General features: G+C 73.0%; 13 protein-coding genes. 6 read left to right on the forward strand and 7 right to left on the reverse strand.

What is annotated here, in order from left to right; translation table 11 throughout:
- Positions 1 to 180: 180 nt before the first annotated feature.
- From HEP81_RS28195 to HEP81_RS28205, 3 genes are read right to left on the reverse strand one after another with little or no spacing between them, the layout of a single operon-like run.
- Entirely contained in the window at positions 181 to 810 is a 630-nt protein-coding gene (locus HEP81_RS28195) for a TetR/AcrR family transcriptional regulator (protein WP_037653061.1), read from the reverse strand.
- 47 nt (positions 811 to 857) lie between these two features.
- Positions 858 to 2,942, reverse strand: coding sequence for a YhgE/Pip domain-containing protein (locus HEP81_RS28200; RefSeq protein ID WP_190276042.1), 2,085 nt, complete (start codon positions 2,940 to 2,942; stop codon positions 858 to 860).
- Complete coding sequence (locus tag HEP81_RS28205; RefSeq protein ID WP_037653065.1) at positions 2,929 to 3,681, reverse strand: ATP-binding cassette domain-containing protein; 753 nt, start codon at positions 3,679 to 3,681, stop codon at positions 2,929 to 2,931. The genes HEP81_RS28200 and HEP81_RS28205 overlap by 14 nt, the downstream gene beginning before the upstream one ends.
- Positions 3,682 to 3,844: 163 nt before the next feature.
- Here HEP81_RS28205 and HEP81_RS28210 point away from each other — a divergent pair, with 163 nt between their 5' ends.
- From HEP81_RS28210 to HEP81_RS28220, 3 genes are all read left to right on the forward strand, one after another.
- Positions 3,845 to 4,411, forward strand: a complete 567-nt coding sequence (locus HEP81_RS28210; protein ID WP_037653068.1) for an SAV_6107 family HEPN domain-containing protein — start codon at positions 3,845 to 3,847, stop codon at positions 4,409 to 4,411.
- 154 nt (positions 4,412 to 4,565) lie between these two features.
- Positions 4,566 to 5,393, forward strand: a complete 828-nt coding sequence (locus HEP81_RS28215) for a class I SAM-dependent methyltransferase (RefSeq protein WP_037653070.1) — start codon at positions 4,566 to 4,568, stop codon at positions 5,391 to 5,393.
- A gap of 276 nt (positions 5,394 to 5,669) precedes the next feature.
- On the forward strand, positions 5,670 to 6,053 hold the full coding sequence (locus HEP81_RS28220; RefSeq protein WP_037653071.1) for a DUF3040 domain-containing protein: 384 nt from the start codon (positions 5,670 to 5,672) through the stop codon (positions 6,051 to 6,053).
- A 182-nt stretch (positions 6,054 to 6,235) separates the two neighbouring features.
- Here the strand turns inward: HEP81_RS28220 and HEP81_RS28225 are convergent, their stop codons facing one another.
- From HEP81_RS28225 to HEP81_RS28240, 4 genes are all read right to left on the reverse strand, one after another.
- Positions 6,236 to 8,614, reverse strand: a complete 2,379-nt coding sequence (locus HEP81_RS28225; protein WP_037653073.1) for a transglutaminase TgpA family protein — start codon at positions 8,612 to 8,614, stop codon at positions 6,236 to 6,238.
- Positions 8,611 to 9,972, reverse strand: a complete 1,362-nt coding sequence (locus HEP81_RS28230) for a DUF58 domain-containing protein (protein ID WP_037653076.1) — start codon at positions 9,970 to 9,972, stop codon at positions 8,611 to 8,613. Before HEP81_RS28230 ends, HEP81_RS28225 begins: the two co-directional genes overlap by 4 nt.
- A complete protein-coding gene (locus tag HEP81_RS28235) occupies positions 9,972 to 11,012 on the reverse strand; it encodes an AAA family ATPase (RefSeq protein WP_037653078.1) in 1,041 nt (346 codons plus the stop codon). The genes HEP81_RS28230 and HEP81_RS28235 overlap by 1 nt, the downstream gene beginning before the upstream one ends.
- A gap of 269 nt (positions 11,013 to 11,281) precedes the next feature.
- A complete protein-coding gene (locus HEP81_RS28240; protein WP_037653080.1) occupies positions 11,282 to 11,830 on the reverse strand; it encodes a beta-class carbonic anhydrase in 549 nt (182 codons plus the stop codon).
- A 419-nt stretch (positions 11,831 to 12,249) separates the two neighbouring features.
- On the opposite strand from HEP81_RS28240, the gene rsmH reads away from it, so the two are divergent.
- The 3 genes from rsmH to HEP81_RS28255 are packed head-to-tail and all read left to right on the forward strand — an operon-like array spanning position 12,250 to position 15,776.
- The gene (rsmH, locus tag HEP81_RS28245; protein ID WP_078967214.1) at positions 12,250 to 13,206 is read left to right on the forward strand and encodes a 16S rRNA (cytosine(1402)-N(4))-methyltransferase RsmH; all 957 of its coding nucleotides are present in this window, start codon (positions 12,250 to 12,252) and stop codon (positions 13,204 to 13,206) included.
- Between the two features lie 57 nt (positions 13,207 to 13,263).
- Positions 13,264 to 13,818: a cell division protein FtsL gene (ftsL, locus tag HEP81_RS28250; RefSeq protein ID WP_037653081.1), complete on the forward strand. Its 555-nt coding sequence runs from the start codon at positions 13,264 to 13,266 to the stop codon at positions 13,816 to 13,818.
- A gap of 5 nt (positions 13,819 to 13,823) precedes the next feature.
- Positions 13,824 to 15,776, forward strand: coding sequence for a peptidoglycan D,D-transpeptidase FtsI family protein (locus tag HEP81_RS28255; RefSeq protein WP_274599505.1), 1,953 nt, complete (start codon positions 13,824 to 13,826; stop codon positions 15,774 to 15,776).
- Positions 15,777 to 15,880: the final 104 nt, after the last annotated feature.

Genomic DNA, 15,880 nt, shown 5'->3' on the forward strand with positions numbered 1-15,880 from the left:
TGGAGCTCGGCAAGGGGGCGCGGCCCGGTACCGCCGGCACGGGGCGGCGGAACGGTGCCCGCCGCCTGGCCATGACCCAGGGGGAGTACGGGGGAGTACGGGGGAGCGCGAAGGCGCCGGTCCAGCTGTGGACCGGCGCCTTCCGTGCGCCCTTCGGCGGCGCGCCGCCGCCCCGGTGGCTCAGACCCTGCCGCTGACCCGGCCCTGGAGCAGCCGGGACAGGGCCGCGTGCACATCGTCCAGGGAGCGCTGCGGCTGGAAGGACTTCCAGTCGAGCGCGGCCACCAGGACCATGCCGACCAGGGCCGCCGCCGTCAGCTGGACGTCGATCTCCTCGCTGAACTCGCCGCCCGCCACGCCCTCGCGCAGTACACCCTCGACCACGGCGACGGCCTCCTGGCGCACCACCATCAGCGTGGACTGCCAGGCCCGGTTGGTGCGCCACAGCTCGGCCACGTACAGCTGGGTGAAGGCCGGGTAGCGGTCGATGAAGACCAGTCCGGCGCGGACCATCGCGTCCAGCGCGTCCACCCTGCTGCCGCCCTCGTGCGCGGTCTGTTCGGCGGCCTCCTTCAGGGAGGCGGTGAGCAGGCTGACCCCGTGCCGCAGCAGCTCCTCGAAGAGGACCGACTTGCTGGCGAAGTTGTAGTAGACGGTGCCCTTGGCGACCCCCGCCCGCTCGGCGATCTCGTCCACGGTGGTCGCGGAGAAGCCCTGGTCGGCGATGAGCGTGACGGCCGCCTCGTAGAGCTTCTGCCGGGTCGCCTCCCGGCGCGTGCTGCCGCCGGACCTGGCGCTGCTGCTTTCCATGGCACCGATTCTCACAGGTACCCGGGCCGGCCGGGTCGGTCCGGGGCTCACAGGCTCAGCTCCGGGTGCAGCCGGTCCAGCGTCCACACCTGCCGCTTGCGGGCCGCGAGCGCGGTCAGCGCGAGGGCGCCCACGGTGAACGCGGTCAGCACCGCGCACGCCTGCCACACCGGGCCGAGCCCGCCGCCGGTGATCAGCCGGCGCAGCGCCGACACGACGTAACTCATCGGCAGATACGGGTGGATGGCGTTGAAGAAGCCCGGGCTGGTCTGCACCGGATAGGTGCCGCCCGCCGAGGTCAGCTGGAGCATCAGCAGGGCGAGGACCAGGATCCGGCCGGCCGCGCCGAAGCGGGCGTTGAGCCACTGCACGATCGCCGCGAAGCACGCGGTGACCAGGAACAGGAAACCGATGGTGCCGGCCGCCCGGAGCATCTGGAGCCCGATCGCCCAGTGCAGTACGGCCATCAGCGCGCCCACCTGGAGGACGCCCAGCGCGACCACCGGCAGCCAGCCGGCGAGCGCGATCCGCCACGCCGGTGAACCGGCCGCCAGGGCACGCCGGTTGAGCGGTGCGATCAGCATGTAGGCCACCATCGCGCCCACCCACAGGGACAGCGGGATGAAGTACGGGGCGAACCCGGTGCCGTAGTTGGGCGCCTGGTGCAGATCGTGGGAGGCCAGCTGGACCGGGTCGGCCATGACGCCGGTGCGCCGGTCGCGGTCGTGCTTGTCGTAGTCGGGGATCTTCTTGGCGCCGTCGTGCAGCCCGCCGGCGAGCTTCCCGGAGCCGTCGGTCAGCTTGTACAGGCCCCCGTCGAGGGTCTGGGCGCCGGTCTTGGCGGTGCCGATGCCCGCGTCCAGGGTGGTGGCGCCCGTGTCGGCGGTGGTCAGCCCGGTGTGCAGCTTCTTGGCGCCGGCGGCGACCTGCTGCGCGCCGGCGTTCAGCTTGTCGATCTTCTTGACGGCGTCGCTGACGTCCTCGGAGAGGTGGGGCGCGCTCTTCTGGAGGGCGGTCGCCTGCTTCTGGAGGGTGCCCAGGTTGTCCCGCATGGTCGTCAGATCGCCGTTCTGGTCGGCGATCAGGGTGTTCAGGTCGTCGGCGACGCCGGACACGTCCGCGGCGGCCTGCTTCGCCTTCTGGAGCTGCGGGCAGGCCGGGTCGGGGACGGTGGCGCTCTCGCAGCGGTCCTTGTAGACGTCCGCGAGGACGGTGGCGGACAGATGCGCGGCCTTCGCGGCCTGGGGCGCGTGCTTCACCAGGACGTCGAGGTTGTCCTGGACCGTCTTGGCCGAGTCGGCGACCAGGCCGGCGGTGTCCCCGATGGTCTTCTCGTTGTCCTTCAGGAACGGGCCCGCCTGGGCGTAGACGCCGTCCACCTTGTCGGCGAGCGCCTGGGTGCCGTCGGCGACCTGCCGGGAGCCCTCCTGGAGGTCTCCGGAGCCGGTGTGCAGCTTCTTGACGCCCTTGGCGAGTTTTCCGCTGCCGCTCTTGGCGTCCACGAGCCCGTCGGCGAGGTCCTTGGACCCCTTCTCGGCCTTCCCCAGGCCGGTGTTCAGCTTGTCGGCGCCCTTGGCGGCCGTGACCGTCTTGTCGTGGATGCCGGAGAACGAGATGAAGATCTTGTCCAGGAATGACCGCGACGCCTTGCTGGACGCGGCCGAGCGCACCTCGTTGAAGACCGTGCGGGATATCTGCCCGACGATGTAGTTGTTCGCGTCGTTGGTACGCACCCGCAGGGCGCCGGTCTCCGGGTCGTCGCCGGAGCTGGAGGCGATGCGCTCGCTGAAGTCCGTCGGCATGGTGAGCGACAGGTAGTACGTGCCGTCCTCCACGCCCTCGCGGGCCTCGGCGTCGCTGACCTCGTGCCAGTCGAAGGTCTTGCTGTCGCGCAGCCCCGACACGAGGTCGTCGCCCGCGGTGATCTTTTTGCCGCCCGCCGTGGCGCCCTTGTCGTCGTTGACCAGCGCCACGGGGATGCGGTCCAGGCGGCCGTACGGGTTCCAGAAGGACCACAGGTACAGGCCGCCGTAGAGCAGCGGCAGCACGAGCAGGGCGACGAGGGCGGCGCGCGGGAGCCTGCCCCGTCCGAAGCGCCGCAGTTCGAGGGCGGCGAGCCTAGGCGAGCGCATCGGCGTCCTCCTCGGTACGGCTCTCGGTCCGGGGGCTCGGGGCGTCCTCGTCGGTACGGACCGTGGACACGGTGACACAGCCCTCGGGGGCGGTACGGCACACCGCGAGGACCGTGGTGCCCGCGTCCGCCAGTGAGCGCAACAGGTCCCACACCTCGGCGAGTTCGGCCTCCGACAGCTTGGTGTCGAGGTCGTCCACGCCCAGCAGCCGGGGCCGGCCGATGAGCGCCAGGGCGACGGACAGACGCAGCTCCTGCACCCGCTTCAGATCGCGTACGGCCGTCCGGGAGCCCTTGGGCAGCGTCTCCAGGTCGAGCCCCGCCGCGGCGAGCGCCTCGTCCACGCGCAGCCGCGCCTCGTGCGAACGGCCGGCCCGCGGGTGCAGCAGCTCGCGCAGGGAGTCGCCGAACCGGTGCTGGAGCAGGGCGCGTTCGCGCAGGTGCTCGCCGACGGTCAGGGCGGGTTCCAGATCCGTCACCCCGGCCACATCGGCGAGCGCGCTGAAGCGGCGCACGGCCGCCAGGTGCCGGGGAAGTGTGGATCCGCCGATGGTGGCTACTCCCTCACTGCACTTCATCCGACCGGTGAGCGCGAGCAGCAGACACGTACGGCCGGAGCCGGACGGTCCCTCGATCGCGATCAGCGAGCCGGGTTCCGCGTCGAGGGTGACGCCCCGAAAGGCCCACCCCCGTGGTCCCTTGAGCCCGAGGCCCTCGGCCGTGACGTGCGCGCCGTCCACAAGCCCCCCTGCGGTTGGGTAATTTGAACTGACTGGTCAGTACAAAACTATGCCCGACCTTCTCCTGAGGCAAAAGCCCAGGTCGGATCGGATTGTCAGTGGCATACCTCACGATGGGCACATACGGCATCCGTGCCGTCACCCAGACGACAGGAGGTTCGTCATGGCCCACTCCTCCGCAGCCGCCGCATCCCGGCGCCGCGCCCTCGGCCCTGCCCCCTCACTGACCCGCGCCACCCCCTCCGCGACCGGCCCGGCGAGCGATGTGCACCCCGTGCTCCGGCACGCCACGGCCCCGCCCGCCGCCCTCGACCTGCTCGCCCAGGCCCACGCCGGCCTCTCGGAGGCCCTCGCCCTCCGAACGCCGAACGAGCGCTATGCGACGGCCCACCTCGCCGCCCTGCGCACCGCCGCCGCCGTGCTCGCCGCCCGCGGCCGCCCCGAGACCTCCCCGCGCCGCCGCGCCCGGATCCGCAGCGCCTGGGAGGTCCTGCCCGAGATCGCCCCCGAACTGACCGAGTGGAGCGCCCTCTTCGCCTCCGGCGCCGCCCGCCGGGCCCGCGCCGAGGCCGGCATCCAGGGCGCCGCGAGCAGGCGGGACGCCGACGACCTGATACGGGACGTGGCGATGTTCCTGCGCCTCGTGGAGCGGATGCTCGTCCTCCAGCCGGTCCTGCCCCGGCCCCGCCCGGACGCCGAGGAGCCCGGCGCCGCCGGGGGCCCGCGGTGACCTGTCGGATGCGGGCTGACCACGGGTGGTGTGCCCGGCGTCCGCCGAGCGAGACGGACACGGCCGCGACCCCCGCGATGACCAGGCAGAGCGCCGAAGGCAATAGGGTGGAGACGCCTGAAAGACGTCCAGCCCTGCCGAGGAGCCAACTGCCGTGCCGGACCCGATGCGCCCGCCCGTCTCCCCTCCCCACTCGCATACGGCCTCGCTGCGCTCCGACCGTTCCGGCACCCGCGCCTCGCTGCGTACCGCCGTGGTCTCGGAGGTCCTCCAGGACGCCCTCGACCGGCGGGTCAAGGCGACGGGACGGGACGCGCTGGACGTCCTCGACACCGGCGGCGGCAGCGGCAACTTCGCGGTGCCCCTCGCCCGGGCCGGCCACCGGGTGACCGTGGTCGACCCCAGCCCCAACGCGCTGTTCGCGCTGGAGCGCCGCGCCGCCGAGGCCGGCGTCGCCGACCGGGTCAAGGGCGTCCAGGGCGACGCCCACGGCCTGTTCGACGTGGTCGAGCGCGGCGGCTACGACGCGGTGCTGTGCCACGGCGTCCTGGAGTACGTGGACGACCCGGCCGAGGGCATGCGCAACGCGGTCGCGGCCCTGCGCCCCGAGGGCGTCCTCAGCGTGCTGGCCGCGGGCCTCGGCGGCGCCGTGCTCGCCCGCGCCCTCGCCGGCCACTTCACCGACGCCCGGCAGGCCCTCCAGGACCCCGACGGCCGCTGGGGCCCCGGCGACCCGATGCCGCGCCGCTTCACCGCCGAGCAGCTGACCGCGCTGGTCGAGGACGCGGGCCTGCGGGTCGGCGCGGTGCACGGCGTGCGGGTCTTCGCCGACCTGGTGCCCGGCGTCCTGGTGGACACCGAGCCCGCCGCGCTGGACGCGCTGCTGCGGCTGGAGGCCGCCGCGGCCGAGCTGCCCGCGTTCCACTCCGTGGCCACCCAGCTGCATGTGCTCGGCGAGACGCCGGGCGCCACCGAGGTCTGAGCACACGGCCGACCCGCCGCTGATCAGGGCATCGGCGGCGGATGGAGTACAGCACAAGCCCCCCGATCGTGGGGTTTGCGCCGTATGATCGAGGTACACCACCCGGCATGACGGGTCGGCCGCCGGGGAATGGAAGCATCGGCGAGCCGGGACGGCCATGGCGGGACCCCGGTTGGTCAATTGGCGCAGAGGGGCGGGTTTCACGGGGGCGATTCCCTGCCTATCCTGAAGGGACCCCCCGGGTCGCCCCGGCGACCGCACGATGAGGAGGACTCCGTGCCGCTCTCGGAGCACGAGCAGCGCATGCTCGAGCAAATGGAGCGAGCGCTGTACGCCGAAGATCCCAAGTTCGCGTCAGCGCTTGAGGGAAGCGGGCTGCGTACGTACACCCGGCGGCGGGTCTACCAGGCGGTCGCGGGCTTTCTCGTCGGTATCGCGCTCCTCATGGCCGGAATGGTCGCCCAGCTGATCTGGATCAGCGTCGTAGGTTTCCTCGTCATGCTCGGCTGCGCGGTGCTCGCGGTCACGGGCTGGCGCAAGGCGCCCAAGCCCGGGGAACAACCCGCGGGCGCGGTAAGGCGCCCGGTGCGGGCCAAGCGGTCCATGATGGATCGCATCGAGGAGCGGTGGCAAAGACGGCGGGACGAACAGGGACGGTAGCGCTCCGCTGGTTCGGCCGTTCTTGATCTGAGCTTTTCCGAGGGGTGACCACCGGGACCGGTGGTCACCCCTCGGGCTTTGCCTCCAGCTTCGCCGCCGCCTCGCCGTCGTCGGGTGTCCCGCCGTGGTGGCCGGTCGCGCGGTTCCCCGCGCCCCTCGCGGGGCGAGGGGCGCGCGTCCGGCTAACGCTCCGAGGGGCGCGGGCGTCGTAGCGACGGCCGGGCCGCCGTCGCCCGGGTGCGGAGCGTCGACCAGCGGGCCGAGACCGCCCACAGGGCACGGACCGCCGAGCGGGGCAGGAGGCGGGCCCGCAGACGGGCCTTGCGGGGGGCGGTGCCGTAGAGGGCCGCCGCGACCTGGCGTACGTCGTCGGCCACGCCCGGGGCGGGATGCGGCCGGGGGGCGTACAGGACCTGCTCCAAGGCGCCGGCGACGCGGCGGACCGCGGCGCCGGCCGACCCGTCGAGGCGGCCCAGGCGGATGATCCGGTCGGCCGCGCCCCGCGGGGTCAGCGACTCGTCCGGCAGGATGCCCAGGTCCCACGCGCTGTCGGTCAGCTCCTGCCACGCGGCCAGTGTGTGCGCCGCCGCCCCCGCGTCAGTGCGGGCATGCTCACCGAGCCGTACCGACCGCACCCGCGTCCGCCACAGCAGCGGCGCGAGCGGAACGGCCAGCACCACCAGGACGGCCAGCGCGGTCAGCGCGAACCACCAAGGGCCCGGACCGCTGCCGCCCCCGGCCGGGACCGCCGCCGCCGACGGCGTGTCACACGCCCCCGGACCGCCCGCGCAGTCCGCACCGGCCGACGGGGCCGCCGACGGCTTCGACGAGCCGTTCTTGGACGGCAGCGACTGATCCGGCTGCGAGGTGCCGGACGTCACCGACTGGGTGTACGACGGCACCACGCCCCGCGTCGGCGTCGGCTCGAACCGCGTCCAGCCCACGCCCTGGAAGTACAGTTCGGGCCAGGCGTGCGCGTCCTTCAGGCTCACCGCCACCGAACCGTCCGCCTGCGGGGTGCCGGGCGCGAAGCCCACCGCGACCCGGGCCGGAATGCCGAGGGTGCGCGCCATCGCCGCCATCGCGAAGGAGAAGTGGACGCAGAACCCCTGCTTCTTCTTCAGGAAGCTCGCGATGGCGTCCGGACCGCTGCCGACCGCCACCTGGGTGTCGTACTGGAAGCCGCCGTCGGTGGAGAACCAGTCCTGGAGCCGTACGGCCTCCTCGTAGTGGTTCTTCGCGCCCGCCGTGACCTCCCGGGCGGTCCGCGCCACCACCTTCGGCAGCGTGCCCGGCACCTTGGTGTACTCGCGCCGCAGCGCGGCCGGCGGCTCCGGCGCGGTCGCCAGCTCGCCCGCGGTCGGCCGCACGTCCAGGCTGGTCACCTGGTACGTCTTGCCGCGCGTGGTCTGGCCGTGGTCGCCCACCAGCGTCATGCCGACGGGTTCGTACCGCCAGCTGCCGCCGATCTGCACCTTGCTCGGCGGATAGGGCATCGGCAGCCAGTCCTGCGCGTACCAGTCCGCCGCCGTGACGGTGGTTCGCTGGGTGTCCCGCCGGACGTCAGGGCTCAGCCCGGACGGCGCCGGGAAGGTGTTCGGCACGCCCACGATGTGCCGCTGCGCCGGCTTCCAGGTGGTGCCGTCGAAGTCGTCCAGGGAGACGATGCGCAGATACAGGTCCGAGAGGTCGGGGCTGCTGGTGCGCACGGACAGCACTGTGCGGTCGTCGGTGGTGTTCAGGCTGTCGCGCAGCGACACCAGCGGGTTGACCGCGGAGATGGTGCCGCCGCGGCCCGGACCCGCGCCGGCCCCGGCGCCGTCCGCGGCCAGCAGACCGCCCTGCATCGCGGGCAGCACCAGCGGCACCAGCAGGGCCACCCCGAGGGCGACCGCGCCGATCCGCCGCCCGGTGCGCACCGGGGCGGCCGTGCCCCCGTCCGGGGCGCCGCCCTGGGCGCGGGGCGGTGCGCCGAAGACGCGGCCCCACTGGGCGAGCCGGTCCCGGCCCTCGGCGAGCAGCAGCATCAGATAGCCGCCCGCCGCCACCAGGAACCACAGCCAGTCCGGGCCGCCCTGGGACAGCCCGGCGGCCACCGAGTACAGCGCGAGCAGCGGCAGCCCGGCGGGCGCGGCGCTGCGGAAGGTCACCGCGAGGGTGTCCACCAGCAGGCCGATCAGCAGCACACCGCCGATCAGCATCAGCCGGATGCCGTCGGTCAGCGGTGCCGGTATGGCGTACTGGCTCACGTCCTGCGCGCCCTGCCGCAGCAGTTCGGCGAGGTACGAGAAGGTGTCGGGGCCCGGGATCACCCCGGCGATCGCGTGCCCGCGGGCGAAGACCAGGGTGAGCAGCAGCAGCGTGGTCACCGCCTGCACCAGCACGGTCAGCGGCCGGCCGAGCGGCACCCGCCGGGCCGCCGCGCCCACCCCGCTCTGCACGACCACCAGCGGCACCAGCTCCAGCAGCCAGGACGGTCCGTTCACCAGCGGCAGCAGCGCGCACGAGGCCATCAAGGTGGCCGCCGCCGCGCACAGCGCCAAGCGCGCCCGCCCGCTCATGCCCGTGCCTCCCCGGCCACCGCGGCCAGGCCCGAGCGCTCACGGTCCGCCCGGTGCCACAGCTCGTCGAGGGCGGCGCCGCGCGGCACACCGACCACCGTCCAGCCCGCGTCGCGCAGCAGGTGCAGCCGGTCCGGGCGCGGGTCCTCGGGGCGCGGGGGCTCGGCCGGGTCGCGGGTCCAGACGGCCGGATCCAGGACGAAGGCGACGGCGCCGCCGCCGCGCCGGTTCATCCCGGCGACCGTGGTGGCCTGCTCCTCGTCCAGGTCGCCGAGGAAGGCGATCAGCAGGCCCTCGCCGCCGCCGCGCAGCGCGTCATGGGCCCGGGAGAGGTCCTCGCCGCCGGAGTGGTCGATCACCGCGAGGGTGTCCAGGATCAGCCCGGCCGCGTCCGCGGCCTCCTGGCCGCCGCCCGCGAAGCCGTCGGCGCTCTCGCCGGGCACCGCGCTGCCGGTGTCCGTCAGCAGCCGTACCGAGAAGCCCCGTTCGAGCAGGTGCACCAGGGTGGAGGCGGCGCCGGAGACGGCCCATTCGAAGGCCGAGTCGGGGCCCGCGCCCTCGTAGGCGCCGCCGCGGGTGTCCAGCAGGACGGTGCAGCGGGCGCGCCGTGGCTGTTCCTCGCGGCGCACCATCAGCTCGCCGTAGCGCGCGGTGGAGCGCCAGTGCACACGGCGCAGATCATCGCCGTACCGGTAGCCGCGCGGGATCACGTCGTCCTCGCCCGCGAGGGCCAGTGCGCGCCGGTGTCCGTCGCCGTAGCCCTTGGCCTCGCCGGCGAACCTGGCCGGGGCCAGCGGGGTCACCCGGGGGATGACGGTGAGGGTGTCGGACTCCGCGAAGGAGCGGGTCAGTTCGCACATCCCGAAGGGGTCGGTGAGGCGCAGCTGGAGCGGGCCGAGCGGATAGCGGCCGCGCAGGTCCGAGCGGACCCGGTAGGACACCTCGCGCCGGCCGCCCGGCTCCATCCGGTCCAGCACGAACCGGGGCCGGGGCCCGAGCACATAGGGCACCCGGTCCTGGAGCATCAGCAGACCGGTGGGCAGCCGGGAGACGTTGTCCATCCGCAGCCGGACCCGGGCCTCGCCGCCGGCGGGGACGCGCGCGGGGGACAGCGCCCGGGTGCCGGAGACCCGGTAGCGGGTGCGGTAGAGCACGGTCGCGCAGGTCAGCGGCAGCGCGGCCAGCAGCAGGCCGACGCGCAGCAGTTCGCTCTGGCCCAGCACATAGGCGCAGATCGCGGCGGCGATCCCGGCCGCCAGGAAGGAGCGGCCGCGGGTGGTCAGACCGGCCAGCGCGGTACGGATCCCGCCCGCCTCCGGGCGTTCGCCGACTGCCCGCTCCGTCCCCCCGGCGCTCATCACAGACCCCGCGGGGGCTGCTGGGGATAGGCGGGCACGGCGCGGCCGATGCCGTCGAGCCCGCCGCGCGTGCCGGGGGCCGCGGGCACCGGGGTGCGCTGGAGGATCTCCTGCACCACCTGCTCCGCGCTGCGGCGGTTGAGCTGGGCCTGGGCGGTGGGCAGCAGCCGGTGCGCGAGGACGGCCACGGCGAGTTCCTGGACGTCGTCCGGCAGTGTGTACTCCCGGCCGGCCAGGGCGGCGGACGCCTTCGCGGCGCGCAGCAGATGCAGGGTGGCACGCGGGGAGGCGCCGAGTCTGAGATCGGGATGGACGCGGGTGGCGGCGACCAGCTCCACCGCGTACCGGCGCACCGGTTCGGCGACATGGACCCCGCGCACCGCGTCGATCAGCTTCACGATCTCGTGGGCGTGCGCCACCGGCTGGAGGTCGTCCAGCGGGTTGGCCCCGCCGTGCACGTCCAGCATCTGGAGCTCGGCCTCCACGCTGGGGTAGCCGACGGAGACACGGGCCATGAAGCGGTCGCGCTGGGCCTCGGGCAGCGGGTAGGTGCCCTCCATCTCGACCGGGTTCTGGGTGGCCACCACCATGAAAGGACTGGGCAGTGCATAGGACTGTCCGTCGATGGTGACCTGGCGCTCCTCCATGGACTCCAGCAGCGCCGACTGGGTCTTGGGCGAGGCGCGGTTGATCTCGTCGCCGATCACGATCTGCGCGAAGACCGCGCCCGGCTTGAACTCGAAGTCGCGGCGCTGCTGGTCCCAGATGGAGACACCGGTGATGTCCGAGGGCAGCAGGTCGGGCGTGAACTGGATGCGCCGCACCGAGCAGTCGATGGACCGCGCCAGCGCCTTGGCGAGCATCGTCTTGCCCACACCGGGGACGTCCTCGATCAGCAGATGGCCCTCGGCGAGCAGCACGGTCAGCGCGAGCCGTACGACCTCGGGCTTGCCCTCGATCACGCCTTCCACCGAGCCGCGTACCCGTTCCACGGTGGCACTCAGATCGCTGAGGTTCTCTCGACCGTCATAGGTCGTCACCCGGCCCTCCTCGGCCCGTTCTTCCCGGGCCGGCACGCTTGATCACGGCCGGCCCACCCCGAAACACGGACACCACGCGGAAATGGTTCCGCGCGATGTCGCACACCGTATTCTCGCTGCCGTTACCGATTCGTGTCACCGCCTGTGGACAACTGCCCGCACGATGTCGGTCGTACGGACCTTTGGGCCAGGCTTTCGGTACGTTTCGGTGGGGATTGCCTCGGGGGCGGAAGTCGGACGGAAAGTGCCCCGGGCCGCCGGGGCGCCGGTCAGGCCGGGTCCACCTCGCGCAGCGCGCCGGTGCGCACGTCGAAGACGAAGCCGCGCACGTCCGAGGTGCTCAGCAGGAACGGCGAGGTCCGCACCCGCTGCATCGACTGCCGTACGTCCTGGTCGACGTCACGGAAGGACTCCACCGCCCACGCCGGGCGCTGGCCGACCTCCATCTCCAGGTCGTGCCGGAACTCCTCGGTGATGGTCTCCATGCCGCAGCCGGTGTGGTGGATGAGCACCACGCTGCGGGTGCCCAGCGCCCGCTGGCTGATGGTCAGGGAGCGGATGACGTCGTCGGTGACGACCCCGCCCGCGTTGCGGATGGTGTGACAGTCACCCAGTTCGAGGCCGAGGGCGGCGTGCAGGTCGAGACGGGCGTCCATGCACGCCACGACGGCGACCTTGAGCACGGGACGGGCGTCCATGCCGGGATCGGTGAACTCGGCGGCGTACCGCTGGTTGGCCTCCACCAGGCGGTCGGTCACAGCGCCACCGCTACTTATGGCGCCTTCGGATCCAGTGGGAACTGCTGCGGAAGTCGACATACTCATGACGTTACTGGTCACTCGTGGACGCGGCCTGCCGTGAGAGCGGACAAAGAGCGTCATCGTGGCTTGTTGTGAGCTACCCCATACGGACGGCAAACCAGGGCCGGAAGGGTGAATCTGTTCGAAAGACGGCGTCCGTGCGGAGGCGGTGCGCGACGCGCAGGCCGGTTGATTGACCGTGAGACACCGTGGACTAAAGTGACGCGAAGCGGGAGGCGTGCTTCTCCCTGCTGGTGAAACCCCCGGAGACCCGGCACCCGCCCGGACCCGTCTCCCCGCGTGCGCGGCGCGTACGTACGGCTCGGCCTCCTCCCGCTCCCCGGTCGGCTGACGCTTCCGGCGCCGGCCGCGGCCCTGTTCACGAGCTGGCGGGGGCCCGCGGTGCGCACGGCGCCTCGCCGGAATGAGAGGCCCCCTTGAGCCAGAGTCGACACGTCCCGGTGATGCTCCAGCGGTGCCTGGACCTGCTGGCACCCGCCCTGGAGCGCCCGGGAGCGGTGGTCGTCGACTGCACCCTGGGCCTCGGCGGGCACAGCGAGGCACTGCTGGACCGGTTCCCCGAGGCCCGCCTGATCGGCCTCGACCGGGACAAGGAGGCGCTGCGTCTGTCGGGGGAGCGCCTCGCGCCCTTCGGTGAGCGGGCCACCCTGGTGCACGCCGTCTACGACGAACTGCCCGAGGTCCTGGAGCGGCTGCGCGTCCCGCGTGTCCAGGGCGTCCTGTTCGACCTCGGCGTGTCCTCCATGCAACTGGACGAGGCCGACCGCGGCTTCGCCTACGCCCAGGACGCGCCGCTCGACATGCGCATGGACCAGACGACCGGCATGAGCGCCGCCGAGGTCCTCAACACCTACCCGGCGGGCGAACTGGTGCGCATCCTGCGCGCGTACGGCGAGGAGAAGCAGGCCAAACGGATCGTCGGGGCGATCGTGCGCGAGCGCGAGAAGGAGCCGTTCAGCAACAGCGCCCGCCTGGTGGAGCTGATCCGTGACGCGCTGCCGCAGGCCGCCAAGCGCACCGGGGGCAACCCGGCCAAGCGCACCTTCCAGGCGCTGCGCATCGAGGTCAACGGCGAACTGTCGGTCCTGGAACGGGCGATCCCGGCGGCCGTGAAGGCCCTCGCCGTCGGCGGCCGGGTCGCCGTGCTGTCGTACCACTCGCTGGAGGACCGGCTGGTCAAGCAGGTGTTCGCGGCGGGAGCGGCGAACACCGCGCCGCCCGGACTGCCGGTGGTGCCCGAGCGCTACCAGCCGCGGCTCAAGCTGCTCACCCGCGGTGCCGAACTTCCCACCGAGGAAGAGATCGCCGAGAACCGCCGGGCCGCCCCCGCCAGGCTGCGGGGTGCCGAGCGCATCAGGGAGGACGCCGAGTGAGCCGGACGGGTGGGCTGGTCTCCGGGACCTCGGTCCTCGGAACTCACTGGGGGAGCGGTGCCTAGGAAACCCGAACTGAAGGGGCGGGCCGCGCGGCTCGCCCGGCTCTTCCCGGCCGGCCGCGCCAAGGCCGCCCGCACCCCGTTCGTCCTCCTTGTCGTCCTGCTCCTCGGCGGCGGCCTCATCGGGCTGCTGGTGCTGAACTCCGCTCTGAGCGAGGGCTCGTTCAAACTCGCCGACCTCCAGAAGCGCACCCAGAACCTCACCGACGAGGAACAGGCCCTCCAGCGGACCATCGACGCCTACTCGGCCCCCGACGCGCTGGAGCGCCGGGCCCATGAACTCGGCATGGTCCCCGGCGGCGACCCCGCCTTCCTCGACCCGGACGGCACGGTCAAGGGCGTACCCGGCGCCGCCACCCCCGAGGCGGCGGTCCTGGAGGGCCCGCCCGCCCCCGAGGCCCTGGACCTCACCCCGCCGCCCGGCCTCCCGGCCACCCCCACCCCGGTGACCGGGGCGCAGCGTCCCGCGCCGTTCGGAGGCACCTCCGCCGCGGCCCCGGCCGCCTCCACCACCCCCCAGTCCGCTCCCACCCCGACCCCCGGCAGGTGACGGAAGTGTCCGACAGGGAACCCCCGCGCCGCCGCGTGCCCCGCCCCGCGAAGCCGTCCCGGCCGCAGGGCGCCGTACGCCGGCGGCCAGGGCCCGGCGCCCGCCCGGCCCGGCGCCCGAGCACCGGCCGGGTGCCCGCCCAGCGCCCGCTGCGGCTCGGCAGCCCCCGGCCCCGGCTGCGCCTGGTGGGCCTCGCCCTCGGCCTGGTGCTGGCCGTCTTCGTCGTACGACTGCTCCAGGTGCAGGCCGTGGAGGCCAGCGCATACGCGGCCAAGGCCGAGGTCAACCGGTACGTCGTCCATACGCTGGCCGCCGAGCGCGGCGGTATCACCGACCGCAACGGCGTGGCCCTCGCCGTCAGCGAGGACGCCTACGACATCACGGCCGACCCGACGATGTTCAGCGCCAAGCAGCTGAAGATCGCCGACGGACCCGAGCGGGCCGCCGCCCTCCTCGCGCCGATCCTCGGCCAGGACCAGGCCGCCCTGGTCAAGAAGTTGCGGCCCGCCGACAAGAACTCCCGCTACGCGCGGCTCGCCACCCGGCAGACACCCCAGGTCTGGAAGCAGATCAAGGACCTGAAGTCGGCCCTCGCCCAGAAGACCGCCACCGCCAACGTCCTGGCCGGGGTCTTCGCCGATCCCAGCAGCCAGCGCGTGTACCCCAACGGCGACCTCGCCGCCGGGATACTGGGCTGGGTGAACGCCGACGGCCAGGGCGGCGGCGGCATCGAGCAGATGCTGGAGAAGCAGCTCGTCGGGAAGAACGGCAAGATCCGCTACGCCCAGTCCGGCGGCCGCGAGGTGCCCACCGCGGGCTCCGCCGAGACACCCGCCGTGCCCGGCTCCGACGTCGAGCTGACCATCGACCGCGACATCCAGTGGGCGGCCCAGAACGCCATCACCGAGCAGGTGAAGAAGTCCAAGGCCGACCGCGGCTACGTCGTCGTCCAGGACACCCGCACCGGCCAGATCCTCGCCATGGCCGACGCCCCGGGGTTTGACCCCAACGACCTCTCCAAGGCGGACCCGGACGCCCTCGGCAACGCGGCCGTCCAGGACGCCTACGAGCCCGGTTCCACCGCCAAGGTGATGTCCATGGCCGCCGTCCTCCAGGAGAACGCGGCGACCCCGCTCACCCATGTCGTCGTACCCAACCGGCTGCACCGCGGCGACCGGCTCTTCCAGGACGACATCGACCACGCCACCTGGGACCTCACGCTCAACGGCGTGCTCGCCAAGTCCAGCAACATCGGCACCATCCTCGCCACCGGCCAGCTCGGCAGGACCCAGCCGCAGGCCAACAAGGTCCTCTACTCCTATCTGCGCAAGTTCGGCATCGGCGGCTACACCGGGCTGCACTTCCCGGGCGAGACCCCGGGCATCCTGGCGCCGCCGCAGAAGTGGTCCACCTCGCAGCAGTACACGATCCCTTTCGGCCAGGGCTTCTCCATCAACGCCCTCCAGGCCGCGTCCGTGTACTCGACCATCGCCAACGGCGGCGTCCGCATCCAGCCGAGCCTGATCCGCGGCACCAAGGGACCCGACGGCCGGTTCACCCCCGCGGCCAAGCCCGAGGAGACCAGGGTCGTCAGCGCGAAGACCGCCAAGTCGGTCGCCGAGATGCTGGAGTCCGTGGTCGACGACGAACAGGGCACCGGCATCTCCGCGCGGATCCCCGGCTACAACGTCGCCGGTAAGACCGGCACCGCCAACCGAGTGGATCCGGCCACCGGCAAATACCGCGGCTACACCTCGTCCTTCGCCGGCTTCGCCCCCGCGGACAAGCCCCGCATCACGGTCTACTGCGCCATCCAGAACGCCACCTCGGGCGGCTACTTCGGCGGCCAGATCTGCGGGCCCATCTACAAGAAGGTCATGGAGTTCGCCCTGAAGACCCTCCAGGTCCCGCCCACCGGCGCGCCGCCCGCGAACCTGCCGGTCTCCTACAAGCCCTGACCAGCACCGAAAGCACAGGATCCAGCCAGTGACAACGATCACCCCAGGACCCGGGAATCACCGGCCCCCCGAGCCCTCGCTTCGCTCCGAGGCGGGTACGCCCG

Origin of the sequence: Streptomyces griseofuscus, assembly GCF_014673495.1 — a bacterium.
Classification (GTDB): Bacteria; Actinomycetota; Actinomycetes; order Streptomycetales; family Streptomycetaceae; genus Streptomyces; species Streptomyces murinus.

What these genes read in the sequence shown, in the direction of transcription:
- HEP81_RS28195 (WP_037653061.1), bottom strand. Translation starts at nt 810, where the DNA reads ATGGAAAGCAGCAGCGCCAGGTCCGGCGGCAGCACGCGCCGGGAGGCG.
- HEP81_RS28200 (WP_190276042.1), bottom strand. Translation starts at nt 2,942, where the DNA reads ATGCGCTCGCCTAGGCTCGCCGCCCTCGAACTGCGGCGCTTCGGACGG.
- HEP81_RS28210 (WP_037653068.1), top strand. Translation starts at nt 3,845, where the DNA reads ATGGCCCACTCCTCCGCAGCCGCCGCATCCCGGCGCCGCGCCCTCGGC.
- HEP81_RS28225 (WP_037653073.1), bottom strand. Translation starts at nt 8,614, where the DNA reads ATGAGCGGGCGGGCGCGCTTGGCGCTGTGCGCGGCGGCGGCCACCTTG.
- HEP81_RS28230 (WP_037653076.1), bottom strand. Translation starts at nt 9,972, where the DNA reads ATGAGCGCCGGGGGGACGGAGCGGGCAGTCGGCGAACGCCCGGAGGCG.
- HEP81_RS28240 (WP_037653080.1), bottom strand. Translation starts at nt 11,830, where the DNA reads ATGTCGACTTCCGCAGCAGTTCCCACTGGATCCGAAGGCGCCATAAGT.